This is a genomic window from Sphingobium sp. TomTYG72 (assembly GCF_055394715.1).
In genome coordinates this window covers 2,635,944-2,650,577 of the sequence record NZ_AP027336.1, presented here as the reverse complement: position 1 = coordinate 2,650,577, position 14,634 = coordinate 2,635,944, and the positions used below count along the sequence as shown (strand labels likewise).

At 62.0% G+C, this 14,634-nt stretch carries 13 protein-coding genes; 7 read left to right on the top strand and 6 right to left on the bottom strand.

The window, feature by feature from the left end; translation table 11 throughout:
- The first annotated feature begins 11 nt into the window (after nt 1–11).
- Both ACZ5U1_RS13080 and ACZ5U1_RS13075 read left to right on the top strand, forming a co-directional pair.
- On the top strand, nt 12–578 hold the full coding sequence (locus tag ACZ5U1_RS13080; protein WP_464778771.1) for a hypothetical protein: 567 nt from the start codon (nt 12–14) through the stop codon (nt 576–578).
- An 87-nt stretch (nt 579–665) separates the two neighbouring features.
- Entirely contained in the window at nt 666–1,061 is a 396-nt protein-coding gene (locus tag ACZ5U1_RS13075) for a hypothetical protein (RefSeq protein WP_464778770.1), read from the top strand.
- 46 nt (nt 1,062–1,107) lie between these two features.
- Here ACZ5U1_RS13075 and pip read toward each other — a convergent pair whose 3' ends face one another.
- Nucleotides 1,108–2,049 (bottom strand): prolyl aminopeptidase, encoded by a 942-nt coding sequence (gene pip / locus ACZ5U1_RS13070; protein WP_464778769.1) that lies wholly within the window; start codon nt 2,047–2,049, stop codon nt 1,108–1,110.
- Between the two features lie 196 nt (nt 2,050–2,245).
- Between pip and ACZ5U1_RS13065 the strand changes: the two genes are divergently transcribed.
- Together ACZ5U1_RS13065 and ACZ5U1_RS13060 are read left to right on the top strand one after the other, a co-directional pair.
- Nucleotides 2,246–4,750, top strand: coding sequence for a TonB-dependent receptor (locus tag ACZ5U1_RS13065; protein ID WP_464778768.1), 2,505 nt, complete (start codon nt 2,246–2,248; stop codon nt 4,748–4,750).
- 65 nt (nt 4,751–4,815) lie between these two features.
- Entirely contained in the window at nt 4,816–5,235 is a 420-nt protein-coding gene (locus ACZ5U1_RS13060; RefSeq protein WP_449470863.1) for a response regulator, read from the top strand.
- Nucleotides 5,236–5,322: 87 nt separating this feature from the next.
- Here ACZ5U1_RS13060 and ACZ5U1_RS13055 read toward each other — a convergent pair whose 3' ends face one another.
- Entirely contained in the window at nt 5,323–7,932 is a 2,610-nt protein-coding gene (locus ACZ5U1_RS13055; RefSeq protein ID WP_464778767.1) for an EAL domain-containing protein, read from the bottom strand.
- A gap of 181 nt (nt 7,933–8,113) precedes the next feature.
- Nucleotides 8,114–9,226, bottom strand: a complete 1,113-nt coding sequence (gene dnaN / locus ACZ5U1_RS13050; protein ID WP_464778766.1) for a DNA polymerase III subunit beta — start codon at nt 9,224–9,226, stop codon at nt 8,114–8,116.
- Nucleotides 9,227–9,376: 150 nt separating this feature from the next.
- Here dnaN and ACZ5U1_RS13045 point away from each other — a divergent pair, with 150 nt between their 5' ends.
- From ACZ5U1_RS13045 to rlmN, 3 genes are all read left to right on the top strand, one after another.
- Complete coding sequence (locus ACZ5U1_RS13045; RefSeq protein ID WP_464780052.1) at nt 9,377–9,865, top strand: hypothetical protein; 489 nt, start codon at nt 9,377–9,379, stop codon at nt 9,863–9,865.
- Between the two features lie 132 nt (nt 9,866–9,997).
- Complete coding sequence (locus tag ACZ5U1_RS13040) at nt 9,998–10,717, top strand: NYN domain-containing protein (RefSeq protein ID WP_464778765.1); 720 nt, start codon at nt 9,998–10,000, stop codon at nt 10,715–10,717.
- Complete coding sequence (gene rlmN, locus ACZ5U1_RS13035; RefSeq protein ID WP_464778764.1) at nt 10,714–11,955, top strand: dual-specificity RNA methyltransferase RlmN; 1,242 nt, start codon at nt 10,714–10,716, stop codon at nt 11,953–11,955. The genes ACZ5U1_RS13040 and rlmN overlap by 4 nt, the downstream gene beginning before the upstream one ends.
- A 9-nt stretch (nt 11,956–11,964) precedes the next feature.
- Here the strand turns inward: rlmN and ACZ5U1_RS13030 are convergent, their stop codons facing one another.
- From ACZ5U1_RS13030 to ACZ5U1_RS13020, 3 genes are read right to left on the bottom strand one after another with little or no spacing between them, the layout of a single operon-like run.
- Nucleotides 11,965–12,432: an MgtC/SapB family protein gene (locus ACZ5U1_RS13030; RefSeq protein WP_464778763.1), complete on the bottom strand. Its 468-nt coding sequence runs from the start codon at nt 12,430–12,432 to the stop codon at nt 11,965–11,967.
- Between the two features lie 45 nt (nt 12,433–12,477).
- Nucleotides 12,478–13,368 carry an NAD(P)H-hydrate dehydratase gene (locus ACZ5U1_RS13025; RefSeq protein WP_464778762.1) on the bottom strand — a complete coding sequence of 297 codons (891 nt, stop codon included), beginning with the start codon at nt 13,366–13,368 and terminating at the stop codon, nt 12,478–12,480.
- Nucleotides 13,365–14,132, bottom strand: a complete 768-nt coding sequence (locus ACZ5U1_RS13020) for a histidine phosphatase family protein (protein WP_464778761.1) — start codon at nt 14,130–14,132, stop codon at nt 13,365–13,367. The genes ACZ5U1_RS13025 and ACZ5U1_RS13020 overlap by 4 nt, the downstream gene beginning before the upstream one ends.
- Between the last annotated feature and the right edge of the window lie 502 nt (nt 14,133–14,634).

The window sequence follows — 14,634 nt, the reverse complement described above, 5'->3', positions numbered from 1 at the left end:
AGATAAGGACGATGATGAAGACCGCGACAGCCGCCATATTGCTGATGGCCGCGAGCGCCCTGCCCGCCATGGCGCAGCAGCAGGCCGGACCCGTGCAGGAGCAGGCCCCGACCGCCGCTGCCGGAACTACGGGATCGGAGCGCGTCAATCTGGTCATCGTCTATGGCGATGACGCCTGCCCGCAAAGCGCTGGCACCGACATCGTCGTTTGCGCGCGCAAGGGTGAGGAAGAACGCTTCCGCATCCCTGAACCGCTGCGTGGTGATCCCAACAAGCCGAGCAATCAGGCATGGGGCGAGCGCGTGCGGTCGATGGAATATGTCGGCCGGACCGGCACGGAAAGCTGTTCGGCCACTGGCCCGGGCGGCTTCACGGGCTGCTTCAACCAGCTAGCCAGGCTTGCCAAGGCGGAACGGCAGGCGGCGGACAATGCCAGCTGGAAGGATTTGGTCGAAGCCGAGCGGGCACGGCGGCTTTCCACCATCGACGCGGATAGCAAGGCGATCGAGGCACGAGCCGTGGCGGAGGAGAAGGCGCAGGCCAGCCAACCGCAGCAGACTGCACCCACGCAGCCCTGACGGTTGCTCCGGGCGCTTGGCGTCTGGGTAAGGCTGGCGGAATTGGGCACTCCGCCGGTGGACAGGGGCGAAAAGAGGATAAAACCCATGCGCTTCCCGGTTCATGCCCTCCTCGCAATGGCGGCGCTTGCACCCATAGCCTTACTCGCCCCAGCCAGGGCCGAGCCGCCACAGCGCGTGTTCAACCTGATCGTCTATGGGAACGACCCCTGTCCCAAGGGCGAAGGCGACGAGATCGTCGTTTGCGCGCGCAAGCCTGAGTCCGAACGCTACCGCATCCCCAAGAAATTGCGCGAAAAGCCCGCCCCGTCCGGTGGGCCGGGCTGGGGTAGCCAAGTGGCGACGATGGAAGAAGTACAGCGCCAGAATCTTCCCGGCAGCTGCTCGGCGATCGGGAGCAACGGCTTTACCGGCTGCACCGCCAAGATGCTGGAACAATGGTTTGCCGAACGGCGGATGCAGGAGTCCAAGGGAGAGCCTTGAGCTTTTGATGCTCGACGGTCGCCCATCCCCCTTCACCATCTGAATTTCAGACTGCGAAACTATCCGTAGCGCGGATCAGGGCGTCGAGGATGCCGGGTTCATTATAGGCGTGCCCAGCGCCCTCGATCATCTCGAACCGTGCTTCAGGCCATCCCTTGTGCAGCGCCCAGGCGGTCTCGGCGGGACAGGCCATGTCGTAGCGACCCTGAACGATCACGCCGGGAATGTCGCGGAGCTTGCCCGCATCACGGATGAGCTGGCCTTCCTCCAGCCAGCCGCGATGCACGAAATAATGATTTTCGATCCGCGCGAAGGCGAGGGCAAAGGCATCATCCTCATGCGTGGCTGACAGGGCAGCGTCTGGCAGCAAACGGATGGTTTCGCCTTCCCATACGCTCCACGCCTTGGCCGCCGCGACTTGCGCCGCACGATCTTCGCCCGTCAGGATGCGGTGATAGGCATGAAGCAAGTCGCCCCGATCCTTCTCCGCTATGGGAGCAAGGAAACGTTCCCACTTATCTGGATAGATGCGGCTGGCACCTTCCTGATAATACCAGTCGACCTCCTGCTGGCGCAGCGTGAAGATGCCGCGCAGAATCAATTCGCTGACATGGGATGGATGGCTTTGTGCATAGGCAAGCGCCAGCGCCGATCCCCAGCTGCCCCCGAAGACAAGCCATTGATCAACGCCCATCAATTCCCGCAAGCGCTCGATGTCCGCTACAAGATGCCAGGTCGTATTCGCTTCCAGCGAGGCATGCGGCGTCGAACGGCCGCAACCGCGCTGGTCGAAGAGTAAAATGTCGTAGCGATCCGGATCGAACAGGCGGCGGTGATCAGGCGAGATGCCGCCGCCCGGCCCGCCGTGGAGGAAGACCGCAGGCTTTGCCCCCGGCGTGCCGACGCGCTCCCAATAGACGGAATGGCCATCGCCAACATCAAGATGGCCGACAGCGTAGGGATCGATTGCAGGGTATAGGGTGCGCATAACGGAAGCCTAAGCGAGCCAATGGGCAAAGGGAACAAGCGAGAAGAGCAGCCTATCTATGGATTGGATGACGGTATCCGCAGTGCGTAGGGCGTCTGCTACAATTTGCGACAAATTCGCCTTGGCCTTGCCAAGATTTTGAGACAGTTCGCCCCTAGTGACGGACCATCAAGGGTTCGCTTTTTCCAAAAGGGGTATGTTCGTGCGCCGACCGGCTTCGCTGATGCTGTTTTTCATGATGGGCGCATCGCCCGCTGCGCTGATGGCGCAGACTTCAGCCCAGGAGCCGCCTGCGCAGATGGACGAAGGCGACGAAATCATCGTCACCGGCCAGCCGCAGCGGGGCGCTGTGCTGGGCAATATCAAGCCCGAACAACAGCTTTCCTCCGCCGACATTCGCGCTCTGGGCGTCTCCTCCATATCGGAAATGGTCACCGAATTGTCGGTGCAGACGAACGGGACCCCGGTCGTGCTGCTGAACGGCAAGCGCATTTCCAGCTTTTCCGAAATCCAGGACATCCCGTCCGAGGCCGTGGCGCGGGTCGACATCCTGCCGGAACAGGTCGCCCTATCCTATGGCTATGCACCAACGCAGAAGGTGGCGAACATCGTCCTGCGCCAGCGTTTCCGGGCGGAGCTGGCCGATCTACGGGCGGCCACGACGACCGATGGCGGACGGGAAACCGGGTCGGCCGAGGCAGGCCTGCTGCGCATCCGGGGTGACAATCGCTTTACGTTGAACGTCAAATATAATGCCGCCGCTTCACTACTGGAAAGCGAACGCGGGATCGATCGGACGGCGAGCAGTCCGGCGTTGATCGACATCACCCGTTTCCGCACGTTGAGCCCGGCGACCGAGAGCGTGTCCGCGAACGCCACCTATGCACGTGCGCTCGGCGGCGTGTCGATGACCGTCAACGGCCGGGTGGAACTGTCGGACAATGACTCGCTTCAGGGGCTGTCTGCCGCCGCACTTGCCGCACCGGTCGGCAACGGGCCGCTCTATGCCGAATTTCTGCGCGACAACCGGCTTGACCAGCAGATTCGCGGAACGACCGGCCATCTCGGCCTGACCTTTAACGGGCTGCTCGGCAAGGGGTGGCAATGGTCCTTCACCGGCAATGGCGACCTGTCGGACACCCGCACGCGAACCGACCGATCGGCATCGACCGACCGGGCGAGCGCGCGGTCGCAGGCCGTGACGGGCGACCTGCTGCTGTCAGGCCCTGTGTTCGAGTTGCCTGCGGGCTCCGTCACAAGCTCCGTCCGGGTGGGGGCGTCGACCAATGGATTTGAGGGCTGGTCGATCCGCAACGGGTTCGAGCAGGACATCGACTATGATCGGCAGATCGCCAGCGGGCAGGTCACGCTCGACTTGCCAATCACCAGCAAGGCGAGAGGCGTGCTGGACGCGGTCGGCGATATCGGCATCAATGTGAATGCGGCAGCGCAGGAGCTTTCGGACTTCGGCACGCTCTCCACCCTTGGTTATGGCCTGCGCTGGCGGCCGATCCCTGCGGTGCAACTGCTGGTGTCCGCGAACCAGGACCGGGCCGCGCCGACGGGAAACCAATTAAGCGATCCCGAAGTCAGGACGGAGAATGTACCCGTCTTTGATTATCAAAGCGGCCAGACCGTCTTCGTCACGCGGGTGACGGGGGGCAACGCGCAGTTGAAGGAAAGCGTGCGCGACCAGTTCCGGCTGAGCGCAACGGTGAAGCCTTTCGACAAGCCCAACCTGACCCTGACCGCGACCTACCTCAACAGCCGGACCAGCAATCCAATCGCGGCATTTCCCGAGCCGACCCCCGCAATCGAGGACGCTTTTGATGGCCGCTTCACCCGCGTCGGCGGCTTGCTGACCGAAATCGATGCAACGCCGATCAATTATCTGCGCTCGCAAAGCGAACAGCTGCGTTGGGGCTTCGACCTCTCCTTCCCGCTGAAGTCGCGCATCCAGAAGTTGGCAGAGGCTTGGCGCGCCGCTGGTGCAAAGCCTGAGGATCGGCCCAAGAAATTACAGGATATGCGCGCGCTTTTCGGCAATCGCGGCGGGCAGCGTGGCGCGCAAGGAGGCCAGGATGGCACGCCGCCGCCCCACGGACAGGAGGGCAGCGATCGACCGCACGGCGAGGGCGGCTTTGGCGGCCCCGGAGGCGGCGAACGGCCGGGCGGCGGGTTTGGCAGGCCGGGCAGCTTTGGCGGTGGACGTGGAGGCGGGCGCCTCAGCTTCAGCCTCTACCACACATGGCATTTTACCGAGAGCATCCTGATCGCGCCGGGCGTGCCGGAACTCGATCTGTTGAATGGCGATGCGACGGGATCATCAGGCGGCCAGCCACGGCATGAGGTGGAGGCGCGCGTCGGCTACACCAACAATGGCCTTGGCGCACGGCTCAGCGTCAATTGGGAAAGCGGCACCCATGTCGATGGAGCACTGGGCGGCACTTCGCGGCTCGATTTCGGAAGTCTGGCGACCGCTAACCTGCGACTATTCGCCAATCTGGGGCAGATGCCTTCGCTTGTGAAGAATCATCCCTTTCTGCGGGGATCGCGGGTATCGATCGGGATCAACAACATCTTCAACACGCGACGCGATGTGACGGACGCGACCGGAGGAACCCCGCTGCGCTACCAGCAGGGCTATCTCGATCCGCTGGGCCGCACGATCAGCATTTCCTTCCGCAAGCTGTTCTTCTGACTCTTGCCTAAAACTCTCCTTTTTCCGTCCGTTATGACCTTTGAAAACAAGGGTCGGAGGAATGCATGGCAAAGCCGATACGGATCGTGGTGGTCGATGATTCGCTGACCATTCGCGCCATGATCGAAACGCTGCTGGAACGCGATTGCCGGTTCGACGTCGTGGGCATCGCCCGCAATGGCGAAGAAGCGATCGACCTCATCCGCATGGAAAAGCCCGATGTGGTGACGATGGACGTTGCCATGCCGGGGCGCGACGGTTTGAGTATCCTGGACGAGATTATGGACATCGATCCCTGCCCGGTCATCATGCTGTCCAGCCTGATGCGCGACGGAGCGCCGATCATGGCCGAAGCGCTGGACCGGGGTGCTGCTGCCTGCTTCAACAAGGCGATGATCGCACGGGAAGCCGGACGTTTCATCGCATTGGTCAAGGATGTCGCGCGCGGACTTGTTCAGGCCGAACAGGTAGCGATCGCCGCCTGAAACATCCGGCACGTCCAACAAAAGGAGCTGCCATTGGCAGCTCCTTTTTTATGCGCTTGCGGGCGTCGCCGCGCAGACCTGCTCAGTTCAGGATGCCAATGAGCGAGGCAGGGCGCAGGCAGCGGCGATATCGATGGCGCTGGTAAATTCCACACCTATCCGATCCTCGCGCGACCAGCGAACCACAGCGCTTACGCTCTGGCTGTCACTGAACTCGATCGACAACTGGGTGCCTTGGGGCACATGCCACAGCCCCTCGATCAGCGCGCCGGTCGAGGAGATGTTACGGATGCGCCCGGTATAGGCGTGACCATCGGCACGCACCGCGATCGTCCGCAGCATCGTCTTGCGTTCCGGGCGGCTGGACTGGAAACCCTCCACCAGCGCCACCGTGCCATGCGCGCGATGCCGGGCCAGCACGTCGCTGGCAACAAGCGGGCGCCCATAGACATAGCCCTGTATATGGCTGCACCCCAGGTCACGGATCAGCGCCAGTTCGTCCTGCGTCTCCGCACCTTCCGCCGTGGTGTCCATGCCCAGCGCCTCGGCCAGGCTGACGATCGCCTTGATGATCGCGCTATTGCGGCTGCCGGTCATCACCGCGCCGCGCACAAAGCTCTGGTCGATCTTGATCTTGTCGAACGGCGCCTTCTTCAAATAGCCGAGCGAGGAGTATCCGGTACCGAAATCGTCAAGCGCCAGACGGACGCCAATCCCTTTAAGCCGGGCGAACATCGCATCCGTTCCATCACTGTCATTCAGGAACACGCTTTCGGTGATCTCCAACTCCAGCCGCTGGGGCGCGAGTTGGGAGGCGGCAAGCGCGCTCAAGACCGTGGCCGGCAATCCTGGATTGGCGAACTGGATCGGCGAGACATTCACGGCGACGCGAATATCGTCGCCCCACTCCGAAGCATCGCGGCAGGCAGTCCGGAGTACCCAGTCACCTATCGGGCCGATAAGCGCTGTTTCCTCGGCGATGGGCACGAAAATGGATGGCGAAATCTCACCACGTACGGGATGGGTCCAGCGAAGCAGCGCCTCATAGCCAGTGACTCTCTCCGTCTTGGAAGACACGACCGGCTGATAGACAAGGTGCAGCCCGTCCGAAGCCAGCGCGTGGCGAAGATCCTCCTCCAACTGCCGACGCCCCTCTGCATCGGCGTGCATTTCGGACGAATAGAAACGATGGACGCCACGCCCGTCGCCCTTTGCAGCATAGAGCGCGAGATCAGCGTTGCGGATCAGCGCATCCGCCGTTTCGCCATCATGTGGGCAACAGGAAATCCCGATGGACACGCCGATGACGACCGCCTTCCCCTCGACCATGTAGGGTTGCGAAAGCGTGTTGATGATCATCGTCGCCAGTTGGGACAGCAGCGCACGATCATGCCTGCCGGGCAGCAGCACCTTGAATTCGTCGCCGCCCTGCCGCCCTACAAGCCCACGATCGCCCGCGACACGCTGAAGACGCTGGCTCACCTGCCGCAGCAGCGCGTCCCCGGCCGGGTGGCCAAGTGTATCGTTGACGGTCTTGAAGCGATCCAGATCCAGCATCAGCAGAGCGCAATCGCCAGACTTTCCGGGCGCACCGGCCACAGCATCTTCCAGCGACCGCAGCATCTGGACGCGATTGGCGAGCCCGGTGAGCGAATCGAACTGGGCAAGGCGCTTTACCTCGGCCTGGCTCCGGCGCATTTCGGTAAGGTCGGTGCCACTCCCGCGAAAGCCGTGGAACTGGCCAAATTCGTTGAAAACCGGCTGGCCGGATATCGACCACCAGCGCTCGTCACGCGTTGCGGCCGCGCGAACATGAATGTCCGAAAAGCCGGTGCGCGTCGAGAAATGGAAGCCGAGGGTGCGCTCACCCCCGCCATTTTGATGATCACCCGCCGAGACAATGTCGGAGATAGGGCGCCCGACAAGTTCGTCCTCGGCGATATCCAGGGTCCGCGCGAGCGTTTCGGATAGGTAGGTGAGGCAGCCCTGGCGGTCGGTTTCCCAGAACCAGCCCTGCCCCGACTGCTCATATTCCTGCAACAGGCGGTCGGATCGTTGCGCGCGAAGGTCCTGTTGATGTTGCGCGATGGCCCGTTCGAAATCAGACGTTGCCTGGCGCACTGCGGCAATCATCATGACCGCGATGCAACTCACCAACAGACCCAGTTGCGCAACACCGGCTTCCTGAAACGCCGAAACGATCAACGTGCCCAGAAAATAGCTGACGCCCAGCAACCGCCGGTCGCCGAATATCGACACGGCGATCAACGCCATCGCGACTTCTGCCGCGAGAGAAATCGACAATGGCCCTGCAAATTGCGCCGGACCCAGCAACATGCTGAAACTCATGCTCGACAGCAGCGCCATCGGCAACATCAGCCATTTCTGCACATGCGGCCGTAGACTCTGGAATCGTTCGGCACGTGGAGCGGCGATCAGCATGCCATCTATCAGCAACATCGCCAGGAATGTGATGAAGTGGAGAATGTTGCCAAAGGTGAACAGTGGCACATGGAGCAGCGTGATGGTGCACAGCTTGCCCAGCAGCACCAGCGGCCAGAGGCGAGCGATATGGGCGAACGCTCCGGATATCCAGAAGGCTGACGCCTGCGTCCCACCCTCGGCCAGACCCAGCGCGACCGCGAGATCGGCAGGTCGATATGATGTATCGCTTAGCTTGGTGCGCGACGGGGCCATATGCCGTGCGTAACGCACAGATGTTGAAAGAAACTTACCCGACCGGCTGGCAAGGTATGACGGGAGAGGGAACGCCCCTCTCGCGACGCCAATACTGCCTCAGCGTCCGCTCAACAGAGGCCAAAACAGGCTGAGCAGGATGAAGCAAGCGGTCCCGCACGACCGCTTACCCCGTTTCCGACTATACGCGCATCGGCATCAGGACATAGAGCGCAGGGCTGCGATCATTTTCCCGAATGAGCGTCGGCGCTGCCGCGTCGGCGAGGTGCAGTTCGACCGTCTCGCTGTCGATCTGGCCCAGAATGTCGAGCAGGTAGCGGGCGTTGAAGCCGATATCAAAGCCCTCGCCCTGGAACGCACCCGGCACTTCTTCGGCCGCCGTGCCGTTTTCAGGGCTGGTCACTGACAGGGTGATCTTGTCGCGATCGAGCGTCATCTTGACCGCCCGAGTCTTTTCCGTCGCGATCGTGGCGACGCGGTCCACGCCTTCCTCGAAGCTGCGCGGGTCGATCTTGAGCAGCTTGTCGTTCGCGGTAGGAATGACGCGGCTGTAATCGGGGAAAGTGCCGTCGATCAGCTTGCTGGTGAGGATCGCGCTGCCCAAACCGAAACGGATCTTGCTCGCCGACAGGGTGATCTGGACCGAACCTTCGACTTCGTCGAGCAGCTTGCGCAGTTCGCCGATGCACTTGCGGGGAATGATGATGCCCGGCATGCCCTCGGCGCCATCGGGGCGCGGCACCGTGACGCGAGCAAGGCGGTGCCCGTCGGTCGCCGCTGCCTTCAATACCGGCTGGCCATCATCCGACACGTGGAAATAAATGCCGTTCAGATAATAGCGCGTTTCTTCGGTCGAGATGGCGAAGCGCGTCTTGTCGATGATCTGCTTGAGCGTCTCTGCGGGCAGTTCGAAGCTGGTCGGCAGGTCGCCTTCCGCGATCACCGGGAAGTCGTCGCGCGGCAGGGTCGACAGATTGAAGCGAGCGCGGCCCGCCTGGATCAGCATCTTGCCTTCCGCCGCCTGGAGCGACACCTGCGACCCTTCGGGCAGCTTGCGAGCGATGTCGAACAGAGTGTGCGCCGAAATGGTCGTCGCGCCGGGCTGCTCCACCTGCGCAGAGATACTTTCGACAATCTGGAGGTCGAGGTCGGTCGCCATCAGCTTGATCGCGCCATCCGCAGATGCTTCGATCAGCACGTTGGACAGGATCGGAATCGTATTGCGCCGCTCAACCACCGACTGGACGTGGCTGAGGCTCTTGAGGAGCGTGGCGCGTTCGATGGTGGCCTTCATGTCCCTGTTTGTCCGTTTCTTTTCTGCGCAAAGCCCGGATGCGGTCGAATCCGGGCGACAATGATGGATGATCCTTCATAACCACTGTTGCGGCGGCGGCAAGCACCTGCTGATCGTTTCGTGAAGGCAAGGGTTGCAAAAGAGGACATGATGGGCTTTGCCAGCGTCATGAAGCGCGCCTGGTTCCTGCTCCTGCTGATCGCAAAGCCGGCATTCGCACGTGATTCTCTGGGGATGTTCGAGGCTTGGGGGGCGTTCCGTGACCCGGCGGCACCGCGTTGCTATGCCATCTCCCAACCCGTGAGCCGCGCTGGCAATGGTTTCGCCGCAGTGGGGAATTGGCCTCGCCAGCGCGTGCGCGGACAGGTGCATTTCCGATTGAGCCGGGTGCGGGCGGATGGTTCTCCCGTTATCCTGAATGTTGGGGAGAGGCGCTTCACGCTGGTCGCGGGACAGGCTGATGCGTGGGCGCCCGACCCGCGCGCGGATGCGGCCATCATTGCCGCCATGCGATCGGCAGGCAGTATGAGCGTGCAGACGCAGGGCGCAAATGGGCGCGGTTTCGCGGACACCTACACGCTGCGCGGCGCGGCGACAGCGATCGACGCGGCGGCATTGGGGTGCGCGCGGCTGCGGTAAATCTTGACTTTTTAGCTTGGGACAGCTATCTGCGCGCTATCCCGTCCCCGGTTTGCCGTCTTGAGGCGCTCGCAAGAGCAGATATCAACTCAAGGCCGCTCCCGGGGACAATTTTTTAGAGCTTCATTCATAATGGCTACCGCGATTCTGATCGATGGCGCTTTCTTTTTGCGCCGCTTCAAACACGCTTTCCCCGATCATGATCGCAAGGACCCGGCCAGTGTAGCCCATGGGCTTGGGATGCTTGCTTATTGGCATCTCGTCCAGAGAATCGGCCCCTTGAATGTCCAGGACCAGATTGCTCGCAATGAGCTTCTGGCCGAGTCACGCGAGTTTTACCGGCTCTTCTTTTATGATTGCCCGCCTCTGACCAAACGGATGCATACGCCTCTGGTCAAGAAGTCCGTGGATTTCAGCAAGTCCGAAGACGCAAAATTTCGCCTCGCCTTGCACCATGAGGTCGGGAAGTTGAGGAAAGTAGCGATCCGCTTAGGTCGACTGAATGACACTTCTCATTGGCGCCTTAGCGAAAAGGCAACCGTCCGCCTGATTGCTGACCCTCAGAATTTCGTGCCGACCGATGATGATTTCGAGATCGACACCAAGCAGAAGGGCGTTGACATGCGTCTGGGGCTCGACGTCGCATCCCTTGCCTTCAAGGGGCAGGTAGACCAGATCGTGATCGTAGCAGCGGATGCCGATTTCGTTCCCGCAGCGAAGCTAGCGCGGCGCGAAGGGATAGATGTCATCCTTGATCGCATGGGCGACCATCGCGCCGCTCAGGATTTGATCGCACATGTTGACGGCATTCGGGATTGCCACCTTCCCAAACCAAAAGGACCCGGCATATGACCATGCCTATCCCCGGCATCATTGACCCTGTGCCCGTCCCGCGCGCGGTGACGCCCCGTGAAGATGGGCGCACCGACCTGATGGGCCTGTCGCGCCCGCAGATCAAAAGCGCGCTGGAGGAAGCAGGCCTCGACGCCAAGCAGGCAAAGCTGCGGTCGAAGCAGCTGTTCCACTGGCTCTATCATCGCGGTGAAACCGATTTCGACGCCATGACCGACCTTGCCAAGCCGATGCGCGGCTGGATGGCGGAGCGTTTCATCGTGGGGCGTCCCGAGGTTGTCGAAGCGCAAGTGTCGAGCGACGGCACCCGCAAATGGCTGCTCCGGTCGGACGATGGGCAGGATTATGAGATGGTGTTCATCCCGGACGCCGATCGCGGAACGCTCTGCGTATCGAGCCAGGTCGGCTGCACGCTCAACTGCCGTTTCTGCCACACGGGCACGATGCGCCTTGTGCGCAACCTGACGCCGGGCGAGATCGTCGGTCAGGTCATGCTGGCACGCGATGCGCTGGGCGAATGGCCCAAGGGCAGCATGGCGTCCGCCAATGATGACGAAGCGGACGACAGCTCGCAATATAGCCCCGACGGCCGCATGCTGACCAACATCGTGATGATGGGCATGGGCGAGCCGCTCTATAATTTCGACCATGTGCGCGACGCGCTGAAGGTTGTCATGGACGGCGATGGCCTCGCTCTGTCAAAGCGGCGGATCACGCTCTCCACCTCCGGCGTGGTGCCAATGATGGCGCGCGCGGGGGAAGAGATTGGCGTCAACCTTGCCGTGTCGCTCCATGGCGTGACCAAGGACGTGCGTGACGAACTGGTGCCGCTCAACAAGAAATTCGGCATCGAACAACTGCTGCAAGCCTGCGCCGACTATCCGAACGCGAATAATGCGCGCCGCATCACGTTCGAATATGTGATGATCAAGGACAAGAATGACAGCGATGAGGACGCGCGCGAACTGGTTCGCCTGCTGCGTCACTACAAGCTGCCTGCCAAGGTCAACCTGATCCCCTTCAACCCATGGCCGGGCACCGACTATGAATGCTCGACGCCCGAGCGGATCAAGCGCTTTTCCGAGATCGTGTTCGAAGGCGGCATCTCCGCCCCGGTACGCACGCCGCGCGGACGGGACATCATGGCCGCCTGCGGACAGCTCAAGTCGGCGAGCGAGAAGAAGAGCCGGGCGGAACTGGACCGGCTGGCGGCGGAAAAGCAGGCAGCGCTGGGGTAAGCAGCGCCATCAGCGCGGCGTTTCTGGCTCACTGATCTTCTCTTCGTCGCCCCGTTCATTCTCGGCGGGCTTCAATGGCGCCATGACCCAGAAGGTCAGCAGGGTAAGGCTGGTAAGCACCACCGCGACATCATATTTGGCAAGCCCGGCTGCAAGCCCGATCGCACCCGTGATCCAAAGGCTGGCTGCCGTCGCGGTGCCTCTGACCGAATGTTTCTGTTGCAGGATCGCTCCACCGCCAAGAAACCCGATGCCCGCGATCACGCCTTCCAGCACGCGGGCCAGCGCCTCCACCTCTTGCGCCATCATCCCTTCCACCGTTTGCACAAAGCCGCAGCTCGCGACGGCGACCAGAGGAAAGGTGCGCAGGCCAGCGCTGCGTTCCGCTCGCTCCCGGTTCCAGCCGATAGGCAGAGCCAGGCAGTAGGCGATGACGATAGGGACCAGATGCGGCAGCACCGAAAAATTGTCGCTCATCCACTCGAAACGCACAAAGATGAATTCGGATGCGGAACGACGCAGTTAACCGTTGCCGGGCTCTTCCAGCAGACCGGGAATCAGCGGCAGCAACTCGCGCGCCAGAAATCCGACAGGCCCCATGGTGCAGGCGAGTTCGCGCCCTGCCCGGCCGTGCAGCCAGCTGCCCCAGGCGGCCGCCCGCAACGGGTCCGCGCCACGCGCCGCCAAACCGCCGACGATCCCGGCCAGCACATCGCCCGAACCGCCAGTGGCCAGGCCAACACAGCCCCCTTCATGCACAAGGCACGTTCCGTCCGGGTCCGCCACCACGCTGCGGTCGCCCTTCAGGATGACCACCGCCTGAAATTCCCGCGCCACTTGCAGCGCGATCTTCGCGGGATCGGCCGACACGGCCTCGACGCTTTGCCGGGTCAGGATAGCCATCTCGCCATGATGAGGTGTCAGGATGATATGCCCCTCATGCCCGGCGACGGTGGATCGCAGCTCGCGCGCGGAGGTCAGCGCCGCCGCGTCGAGGACGATGGTGACCGGCGGATCGGTCGCGGCCAAAATGGCAGCGACCAGTTCATCCGTCTGGGAACTCACGCTCATGCCCGGCCCCAGAACCAGCGCGTCACAGCGGGCGAGCTGCGGCGCCAGACGCTCAGCCGCTCCAGCGGCGATCTCGCCATTTTCCTCCGCAGGCAGCGCCGTCATCGCGGCTTCGGGAACCAGCACGCCCAGCGACATGGCGGCAGAACGGACAGTCGCCATCTGCAACTTGCCAGCACCTGCCCGCAATGCCGCCTCGCCCGTCAGACGCAACGCGCCCGGCACGAATTCCGCGCCACCAACCACCAGCACGCGGCCCCGCCCATTCTTGTCGGAGTCATGATCGGGCATCGGCAGGGGGTGCGCGCGCAACCATTCGTTATCGAGAATCTCTGGCGTCATCCCCGTGCTCCGGCAATGGCGTCGGGTTCGCGTGTAACAGGCGTCGCCTCTTCCTCCATCGGCGCGGTCACATTGTAACGGCGCAGCACCAGCCCGCCATTGCGCCCGTGGGAAGGGTCATAAACATAATCGCTAATCGCGCAGTTCGCGACATCGCCAGCCCAGTCGATCGCCAGTATTTCCGCTTCATTCAATCCTTCGATGATATAGCGAAGGCACAGCACCACGACCTGATGCGTGAAAATCATTACCCGCCGTCCGGCATAATGCAGCGATATGGTGTCCATTACCGACCGGAGCCGCAGGATGATGTCGCACCAGCTCTCTCCGCCCGGCGGCCGGTGATAGAATTTTCCGAGCATCTGGCGAAATTCATACTGGTCGGCCTCCAGATTGCGGATGCCCGTCGTCGTCAGCCCGTCCAAAATGCCGAATTCCTTTTCGCGCAGCCGTTCATCGAAGCAGATCGGTTCCTCGGGAGCGGCCCCGCCCACCTCGCGGAAAATCTGCGCGGTCTGAAATGCGCGTAAATAGGGGGACGACAACAGCACCTCGGGCCTCTGATCTTCCGCCTCGCTGGCGAACCAATGGCCTAGCGCCTGCGCCTGCTCCCGGCCCAATCCACTTAAGGGAACGTCGGCATCACGCACGGACAAGGCTATGCGATCGGACTGGGCTTCAGTTGCGGCGTCGCGCGCCACATTTCCGGCGCTCTGGCCATGACGCACGATGATAAGCTGGCTCGGCCAATGAAGTGACGCCACGAGTCCTGCTGCCTTCCATGCCAGTTGCTAAGACATGAAGAACGGCCGCGTCGCCGCTTTGATCCCCGGCGGAACGCGGCTCATGATGAAGGCTGTGCTTGGAAAATGGTGACCCCTACGGGAGGGGTCCACGCGGCGAAAAAACGGCGGAAATCCGTCATTTCACCTCTCGCAGAGCGTTGCCTCTGTACACATCTTTTGTACCCATCGGTCAACGATTTGACCGATTTGCAAGGTGCATTTTCAGGGCGTAAGATTTCGCCGTCAAGCTAAATTCAATGGTCCTTGAGACGACCGCTTCTCATGCCCGCTAGATAATGTCCGGCGCTGTCTACCTTTGAAAACCCCGACGCGTATGGCTTAGCTCATCGACTTTGAAATAACCCAATAAATTTGCGCGCTCGGATGCTGAGTACATAAGGCGAAGCTGACGCGCGGATCGGCAGCCAGATAGCGTTGCAAGCGGACATCTGCTGTCATTGATGGACCAGTTATCTAAAGA

Excerpts from the sequence above, each read along its gene's own strand:
- ACZ5U1_RS13080 (WP_464778771.1), top strand. The coding sequence starts at position 12 with ATGATGAAGACCGCGACAGCCGCCATATTGCTGATGGCCGCGAGCGCC.
- ACZ5U1_RS13075 (WP_464778770.1), top strand. The coding sequence starts at position 666 with ATGCGCTTCCCGGTTCATGCCCTCCTCGCAATGGCGGCGCTTGCACCC.
- pip (WP_464778769.1), bottom strand. The coding sequence starts at position 2,049 with ATGCGCACCCTATACCCTGCAATCGATCCCTACGCTGTCGGCCATCTT.
- ACZ5U1_RS13065 (WP_464778768.1), top strand. The coding sequence starts at position 2,246 with ATGTTCGTGCGCCGACCGGCTTCGCTGATGCTGTTTTTCATGATGGGC.
- ACZ5U1_RS13060 (WP_449470863.1), top strand. The coding sequence starts at position 4,816 with ATGGCAAAGCCGATACGGATCGTGGTGGTCGATGATTCGCTGACCATT.
- ACZ5U1_RS13055 (WP_464778767.1), bottom strand. The coding sequence starts at position 7,932 with ATGGCCCCGTCGCGCACCAAGCTAAGCGATACATCATATCGACCTGCC.
- dnaN (WP_464778766.1), bottom strand. The coding sequence starts at position 9,226 with ATGAAGGCCACCATCGAACGCGCCACGCTCCTCAAGAGCCTCAGCCAC.
- ACZ5U1_RS13045 (WP_464780052.1), top strand. The coding sequence starts at position 9,377 with ATGGGCTTTGCCAGCGTCATGAAGCGCGCCTGGTTCCTGCTCCTGCTG.
- ACZ5U1_RS13040 (WP_464778765.1), top strand. The coding sequence starts at position 9,998 with ATGGCTACCGCGATTCTGATCGATGGCGCTTTCTTTTTGCGCCGCTTC.
- rlmN (WP_464778764.1), top strand. The coding sequence starts at position 10,714 with ATGACCATGCCTATCCCCGGCATCATTGACCCTGTGCCCGTCCCGCGC.
- ACZ5U1_RS13030 (WP_464778763.1), bottom strand. The coding sequence starts at position 12,432 with ATGAGCGACAATTTTTCGGTGCTGCCGCATCTGGTCCCTATCGTCATC.
- ACZ5U1_RS13025 (WP_464778762.1), bottom strand. The coding sequence starts at position 13,368 with ATGACGCCAGAGATTCTCGATAACGAATGGTTGCGCGCGCACCCCCTG.